Raw genomic sequence first — 7,541 nt, 5'->3', positions numbered from 1 at the left:
CGCCGCCCCCGCCCAGCCGGCCGCCGCCGAACCCGCGCAACCGACCGGCGGCGCCGCATCGACGAAGGCTTATGCGCAGACGCCGCAGCAGGTCCGTTATGGCGACGCCATTGCCTTCCGCACGCTGATTCCGTCACCGCTGCTCGAGCAGCTCACCGCGAACGAATACGCGCAGATCGTGCAGGCGGCCGCCGACAGCAACAGCCTGCTGCCCGCGAACCAGCCGCGCGTGAAGCGCCTGCGCGCGATCGTCGCGAAGCTCGCGCCGTATTCGGTGAAATGGAACGACCGCGTGAAGAACTGGGCGTGGGACGTCAATGCGATCCGCTCGCGCGACATTCGCCTGACCTGCCTGCCGGGCGGCAAGGTGCTCGTGTACGGCGGCCTGCTCGACCGCGTCCGCCTGAACGACGACGAGCTCGGCGTGCTGCTCGCGCACGGCATCGCACATGCGCTGCGCGAACACGCACGCAGCAACTTCAGCGCGACCTCGCAGACGTCGCTGCGCGCGGCCGCACTGCCGCCGCTGTTCGGCGTCGGCGAGCCGCTGCCGCAGGCACTGAACCTCGGCGATCGCCTGCAGGCGCTCCACTACAACGCGACCGACGAGACCGAAGCCGACGTGATCGGCGGCGACATCGCCGCCCGCGCGGGCTTCGATCCGCGCGCGGCGATCACGCTGTGGGACAAGCTCGCGGTCGCGACACGCGGGAACAAGGCGACCGGCTTCATCTATACGCACCCGTACAGCACCGCCCGCCGCCAGGATCTGCTGAACCGCCTGCCGGATCTCATGCCGCTGTACGCGAAGGCCGTGGGCAAGCGCGTCGACACGCTGCCCGATTACGCGGGCATCAGCGCGCAGCGTCGCAAGGTCGTGCGGCGCTGAGCACGCGGCAGCGCTGCACACCGCTTCCCCACGCGTGGCACCACCGCTGCGCGCCGCCGTTCGCTCAGGTCGTCAGGTCGATCGCCGCCCGATCGCCAACCGGCCGGCTTCCGCTCTCGCGCATCCAGCGCACCTCGTCCCCCGGGCTGCGGCCGAACAGCCGCTTGAACTCGCGGCTGAACTGCGACGCGCTCGCATAGCCGACGCGCGCGGCCGCCGTGCCGGCGCCGACTCCGTCCTGCACCATCATCAGCCGCGCCTGGTGCAGCCGCGCGGCCTTCACGTACTGCATCGGCGACGTCGCCGTCACGTGCTTGAACTGCGCATGGAACACCGCGAGGCTCATCCCGGCCTCGCGTGCGAGCGTCTCGACGTCGAGATCGGTCCTCAGGTCGGCGTGAATGCGCCGCAACGCCTTCGCGATGCGGCCGAAGTGATGCTGCTGGACGAGCGCCGCGCGAATCGCGTCGCCCTGCTCGCCCGTCAGCACCCGATACGCGATCTCGCGCATGATCGCGGGGCCCAGCACGCGCGTGTCGTGCGGCGACGCGAGCGCTTCGAGCAATCGCACGACCGCATCGGCCAGCGGTGCGTCGAGCGGCGTCGAATCGATGCCGAGCGGTTCGCCGACGGCCGCGCCGAGCGTCTCGTCGAGCAGGATCGCGAGCTCGGCGATCACCGCGAGATCGACGCGGATCGAGATCGCGAGAAACGGCTCGTCCATGCTCGCGAAGGTTTCGCATTCGAACGGCAGCGGCACCGACAGCACGAGGTACTGCTGCGCGTCGTAGACGAACGAACGGTCGCCGAGATAACCGAGCTTGCGCCCCTGGCACACGACGATGATGCTCGGTTCGTATAGCACGGGCATACGCGGCGCGGGACGGCTCACGCGGAAGAAGCGCACGCCGTCGAGCGCCGCGAGCGTGTCGCCCTCGTTCGGCGCGAGGCGCGTATGCAGCTCGACCATGCGGCGCTGCACACGGTCGCCCGTATCGGCGAAAAGGGGCTCGAAGCTCATCTGCGTGGTCCTGTCCGGCAAGAGAATCTGGCTCGCAATGTAGCACCTTGAACGGGTTTTGACGGCTGTTTGCACGCAGTTAGAGAGGAATAGGCAAATCTTCCAGACCTTCGTGTATTTCACTGCGGCGCCGCGCTCCTTACGATGACGTCCTGCCTCGCCGCATCGCCACATGATGCGACGGCAGTCTGTTTCACCGGATGCTTTCCGGACAAGGAGCCCATCGCATGAGCACTACCTATGCCTACGCGGCGACCGATTCGCAGTCGCCGCTCGCCCCGTTCGAATTCCAGCGTCGCGCGCTGCGCGACCTCGACGTCCAGATCGACGTCCTCTACTGCGGCGTCTGCCACTCGGACCTGCACCAGGCCCGCAACGAATGGCGCAACACGATCTATCCGGTCGTGCCGGGCCATGAAATCGTCGGCCGCGTGACCGCGACCGGCCCGCAGGTTTCGCGCTTCAAGGTCGGCGAGCTGGTCGGCGTCGGCTGCCTCGTCGATTCGTGCCGCACCTGCCCAAGCTGCGCCGACGGCCTCGAGCAATATTGCGAGAACGGCTTCGTCGGCACCTACAACGGCCAGGATCGCGTGACGGGCGACATCACGTTCGGCGGCTATTCGACGCAGCTCGTCGTCGACGAAGCGTTCGTGCTGCGCGTGCCCGAGACGCTCGACCCGGCCGGCGCCGCACCGCTCCTGTGCGCGGGGATCACGACCTACTCGCCGCTGCGGCAGTGGAACGTCGGCCCCGGCAAGAAGGTCGGCATCGTCGGGCTCGGCGGCCTCGGCCACATGGGCGTGAAGTTGGCGCGCGCGATGGGGGCGCACGTCGTGCTGTTCACCACGTCGCCGTCGAAGATCGAGGACGGCAAGCGGGTCGGCGCGCACGAAGTCGTGATCTCGAAGGACGAAGCGCAGATGAACGCGCACCTGAACAGCTTCGACTTCATCCTGAACACGGTCGCCGCGCAGCACGACCTGAACCCGTTCCTGCACCTGCTGAAGCGCGACGGCACGATGACGCTGGTCGGCGCGCCAGAGCACGACCATCCGTCGCCGCAGGTGTTCAACCTGATCTTCAAGCGCCGCCGCCTCGCGGGCTCGCTGATCGGCGGGATCGCGGAAACGCAGGAAATGCTCGACTTCTGCGCGGAGCACGGGATCACGTCGGATATCGAAACGATTCCGATGCAGCAGATCAACGCCGCTTACGAGCGGATGCTGAAGAGCGACGTGAAGTACCGCTTCGTGGTCGACATGGCGTCGATCAAGCAGTAAGCGCCGCCGGGCGGCATGCACGATCGCCGCCCCAAAAGAAACGGGCCGCATGTTCGACATGCGACCCGTTTTTGCATCCGACCGCTACGCACACGGCGTAGCGCGGGACATCACTTCTTGTAGTCGTAGTCGATCGTCAGCGGCGCATGGTCGCTGAACTTGATGTCCTTGAAGATCGACGTGCTTTTCGCGGTGCCCGCCACACCCGGCGTCGCGATCTGGTAATCGATCCGCCACCCGACGTTCTTCGCGTACGCCTGGCCGCGGTTGCTCCACCACGTGTACTGCTCGGCGCGCGGGTCGAGCGTGCGGAACACGTCGACATAGCCGACATCGTCGAACAGCTTCGTGAGCCATTCGCGCTCCTCCGGCAGGCAGCCCGAGTTCTTCTGGTTGCTCTTCCAGTTCTTGATGTCGATTTCCTTGTGGACGATGTTCACGTCGCCGCACAGGATCACTTCGCGCTTCTTCTTCAGCGCGGCGAGGTGCGGCATGAACTCGTCCATGAAGCGGTACTTCGCCTGCTGGCGCTCTTCGCCGCTCGAGCCGGACGGCACGTACACCGACACGACCGACAGCTTGCCGTAGCGCGCCTCGACGTAACGCCCCTCGGCGTCGAATTCGCTGCTGCCGAAGCCGATGATCACGTCATCGGGCTCGCGGCGGCTGTACACGCCCGCGCCGCTGTAGCCCTTCTTCTCGGCGTGGTGGAAATAGCTCTTGAAGCCGTGCGGCTCGACGAATTCGGCCGGCAGGTCGTCGGCCGAGACCTTGATTTCCTGCACGCACACGCAATCGGCATTCTGTTCGCCGAGCCACTCGAAGAAGCCCTTCTTCGCGGCGGAGCGGATGCCGTTCAGGTTGGCGGTAATCACTCGCATCATGTCGGATTCCGTTCAGTTCGATGTTTTTTCAGGGGTGCAGCTTAACGGATCTTCACGCCTTCGAGCTCGGGCTTCGGCGGCGGGAATTCCAGCTTCATGTCGGTCATCGTGCGCAGCAGCAGCTCGGCGATCATCACGTTGCGGTGCGTCTTCGAGTTCGCCGGGATCACGTACCACGGCGCATGCTCGGCGGACGTCGCGGCAAGCGCGTCGCGGTAGGCGGACTGGTACGCGTCCCAGTGCTTGCGCGCGTCGAGATCGGAGATGTCGAACTTCCAGTGCTTGGTCGGATCGTCGATGCGCGCCTGCAGCCGCTCGCGCTGCTCGTCCTTCGAGATGTGCAGGAAGCACTTGATGATCGTCGTGCCGTTCTCGACCAGCATCGTCTCGAAATCGCGGATCTGCCGGTAGCGGCGCTCGCATTCCTTCGCGTCGATCAGGTCGAGCACGCGCGGCACGAGCACGTCTTCATAGTGGCTGCGGTTGAAGATCGCGAGCTCGCCCGCGGCCGGCACCTGCGCATGCACGCGCCACAGGAAGTCGTGCGCGGCCTCGATCGGCGTGGGCGCCTTGAACGGCACGACGCGCAGGCCGAGCGGATCGACCTCGCGGAACACCGCGCGCACGGTGCCGTCCTTGCCGCTGGTATCCATCCCCTGCAGCACGAGCAGCACGCGCTTCTTCTGCTGCGTGTGCAGGCGCTCCTGCTGCACGTCGAGCTCGGTCGACACGGCCGACAGCCGTTCGCGGTCGTCGTCCTTCGAACCGGACGAGAACGGCTTCGCGGCCGGGTCGAACGCATCGAGCTTGAATGCTGCGGCTTCCTTCTCGCGCGTGCTGGTCGGCACGCGGAAATCGTCGAGCGACGGTTGTTTCGCCATTCGTTCCTCCGTTGGACGCTGTGGTGCATACGATAACGCATCCACCAAACGCAACGGGCCGCCCCGAACTGGATCGGGGCGGCCCGTCGTCATGCGCGGTTCAGGCGCGCGGTCATGCTCAGCCGAGCTTCTTCTTCAGCAGTTCGTTGACCTGCTGCGGATTGGCCTTGCCCTTGGTCGCCTTCATCGCCTGGCCGATCAGTGCGTTGAACGCCTTCTCCTTGCCTGCGCGGAATTCCTCGACCGACTTCGCGTTCGCCGCGAGCACCTCGTCGATGATCGCTTCGAGCGCGCCGGTGTCGGAGATCTGCTTCAGCCCCTTCGCGTCGATGATGCGGTCGGCCGCCCCTTCGTCGTCGGCCTTCTCGTCCCAGATCGTCGCGAAGATTTCCTTCGCGATCTTGTTCGAGATCGTGCCGTCGGCGATGCGCTGCAGCACGAGCGCGAGCTGCGCGGCCGAGACCGGAATCGCGTCGATCTCGATGCCGTCGCGGTTCAGCTGCGACGAAACGTCGCCCATCAGCCAGTTCGCGGCGATCTTCGCATTCGCGGTGCCTGCCTTCGCGACCACGGCCTCGAAGTACGCGGCCATCGCCTTGCTCGACGTCAGCACGCCCGCGTCGTACGCGGACACGCCGTATTCGTCGGCGAAGCGTTGCTGCATCGCGGCCGGCAGCTCGGGCATCCCGGACTGCACGCGCTCGATCCAGTCCTGGCCGATCACGAGCGGCATCAGGTCGGGGTCGGGGAAATAGCGGTAGTCGTGCGCGTCTTCCTTGCTGCGCATCGAACGCGTCTCGCGCTTGTCCGGATCGTAGAGGCGCGTTTCCTGCACGACTTCGCCGCCGTCCTCGATCAGTTCGATCTGGCGACGCACTTCGAAATTGATCGCTTCCTCGAGGAACCGGAACGAGTTCAGGTTCTTGATTTCCGCGCGCGTGCCGAACTTCTCCTGGCCGACCGGGCGCACCGACACGTTCGCGTCGCAGCGGAACGAGCCTTCCTGCATGTTGCCGTCGCAGATGCCGAGCCACACGACGAGCCCGTGCAGCGCCTTCGCGTAGGCCACGGCCTCGGCCGCGCTGCGCATTTCCGGCTCGGTGACGATCTCGAGCAGCGGCGTGCCCGCACGGTTCAGGTCGATCCCGGTCATCCCGGCGAAGTCTTCATGCAGCGACTTGCCTGCATCTTCCTCGAGGTGCGCGCGGGTCAGGTTGACCGTCTTTTCGTACGCTTCCTTGCCGGCCTTTTCGTTGGCGGGCACCTGGATCGTGATCTGGCCGCCCTGCACGACCGGAATCTCGTACTGGCTGATCTGATAGCCCTTCGGCAGATCGGGGTAGAAATAATTCTTGCGCGCGAAGATGCTGCGCGGCGCGATGGTCGAGCCGATCGCGAGGCCGAAGCGGATCGCGCGTTCGACCGCGCCGCGGTTCAGCACCGGCAGCACGCCCGGCAGCGCCAGGTCGACCGGGCAGGCCTGCGTGTTCGGCTCGGCGCCGAACTGCGTCGACGCGCCCGAGAAAATCTTCGAGACGGTCGACAGTTGCGCGTGCGTCTCGAGACCGATGACGACTTCCCATTGAGTTGCCATATGCTTACGCTCCAGCCGGAACTTGCTTGTGCCAGTCGGTCGCGCGCTGGAACGCGTCCGCGACCTGCAGCATCCGGGCTTCGTTGAAATAGTTGCCGATGATCTGCAGGCCGACCGGGCGCTTCGCGTTCGCGCCCGCGCCGAAGCCGCACGGCACGCTCATGCCGGGCAGGCCGGCGAGGCTCACCGACAGCGTGTAGATATCCGCGAGATACATCTGCACCGGATCATCGCCCTTCGAGCCGAGATCCCATGCGACCGTCGGCGACGCCGGGCCCATGATCACGTCGCAGGACTTGAACGCTTCCTGGAAATCGTTCGCGATGATGCGGCGGATCTTCTGCGCCTGCAGGTAGTACGCGTCGTAGTAGCCGTGCGACAGCACGTACGCGCCGACCAGGATCCGGCGCTTCACCTCGGGGCCGAAGCCTTCCGCGCGCGACTTCTTGTACATGTCGAGCAGGTCGCCGTACTGTGCGGCGCGGTGGCCGAAGCGCACGCCGTCGAAACGCGACAGGTTCGACGACGCTTCAGCCGGCGCGATCACGTAGTACACGGGGATCGACAGTTCCGTCTTCGGCAGCGACACGGGCACGAGCGTCGCGCCGAGCGCTTCATACTGCTTCAGGGCCGCGTCGATCGTCGCGCGCACGTCGTCGGCGAGGCCGTCGCCGAAATACTCGTTCGGCAGGCCGATGCGCAGGCCCGCGAGCGGCTTGCCCGCATCGTTGCCGGCCGCCCACGGCTGGCCGAGGTGGCGCGTGAAGTCTTCATCGTCGCGCTCGAGGCTCGTCGAGTCGCGCTCGTCGAAGCCGGCCATCGCATTCAGCAGCAGCGCGCAGTCGGATGCGCTCTGCGCCATCGGGCCGCCCTGGTCGAGCGACGACGCGAACGCGATCATCCCGTAGCGCGACACGCGGCCGTAGGTCGGCTTGATGCCCGTCACGCCCGCGAACGACGCGGGCTGGCGGATCGAGCCGCCGGTGTCGGTA

7 protein-coding genes are annotated in these 7,541 nt (G+C 66.4%); 2 read left to right on the top strand and 5 right to left on the bottom strand.

What is annotated here, in order from left to right; translation table 11 throughout:
- Window positions 1-889: M48 family metallopeptidase (locus tag G3N93_RS29770; RefSeq protein WP_206124286.1), on the top strand; the 889-nt coding region annotated here is incomplete at its 5' end.
- A gap of 64 nt (window positions 890-953) precedes the next feature.
- Here the strand turns inward: G3N93_RS29770 and G3N93_RS29765 are convergent.
- A complete protein-coding gene (locus tag G3N93_RS29765) occupies window positions 954-1,910 on the bottom strand; it encodes an AraC family transcriptional regulator (RefSeq protein WP_174942606.1) in 957 nt (318 codons plus the stop codon).
- A gap of 227 nt (window positions 1,911-2,137) precedes the next feature.
- Here G3N93_RS29765 and G3N93_RS29760 point away from each other — a divergent pair, with 227 nt between their 5' ends.
- Window positions 2,138-3,190 (top strand): NAD(P)-dependent alcohol dehydrogenase, encoded by a 1,053-nt coding sequence (locus G3N93_RS29760; protein ID WP_174937423.1) that lies wholly within the window; start codon window positions 2,138-2,140, stop codon window positions 3,188-3,190.
- Window positions 3,191-3,300: 110 nt separating this feature from the next.
- Here G3N93_RS29760 and G3N93_RS29755 read toward each other — a convergent pair whose 3' ends face one another.
- The 4 genes from G3N93_RS29755 to G3N93_RS29740 form a co-directional block, all read right to left on the bottom strand.
- The gene (locus G3N93_RS29755) at window positions 3,301-4,074 is read right to left on the bottom strand and encodes an exodeoxyribonuclease III (RefSeq protein ID WP_011353553.1); all 774 of its coding nucleotides are present in this window, start codon (window positions 4,072-4,074) and stop codon (window positions 3,301-3,303) included.
- 41 nt (window positions 4,075-4,115) lie between these two features.
- A complete protein-coding gene (locus tag G3N93_RS29750) occupies window positions 4,116-4,955 on the bottom strand; it encodes a polyphosphate kinase 2 family protein (protein ID WP_174937419.1) in 840 nt (279 codons plus the stop codon).
- 118 nt (window positions 4,956-5,073) lie between these two features.
- Window positions 5,074-6,549, bottom strand: a complete 1,476-nt coding sequence (gatB, locus tag G3N93_RS29745; RefSeq protein WP_046544181.1) for an Asp-tRNA(Asn)/Glu-tRNA(Gln) amidotransferase subunit GatB — start codon at window positions 6,547-6,549, stop codon at window positions 5,074-5,076.
- Between the two features lie 4 nt (window positions 6,550-6,553).
- Window positions 6,554-7,541: amidase family protein (locus tag G3N93_RS29740; RefSeq protein ID WP_206134562.1), on the bottom strand; the 988-nt coding region annotated here is incomplete at its 5' end.

It is taken from the genome of Burkholderia sp. Se-20378 (genome assembly GCF_017104665.1).
Taxonomy (GTDB): domain Bacteria; phylum Pseudomonadota; class Gammaproteobacteria; order Burkholderiales; family Burkholderiaceae; genus Burkholderia; species Burkholderia lata.
This window is presented reverse-complemented; position numbering and strand designations above follow the sequence as displayed.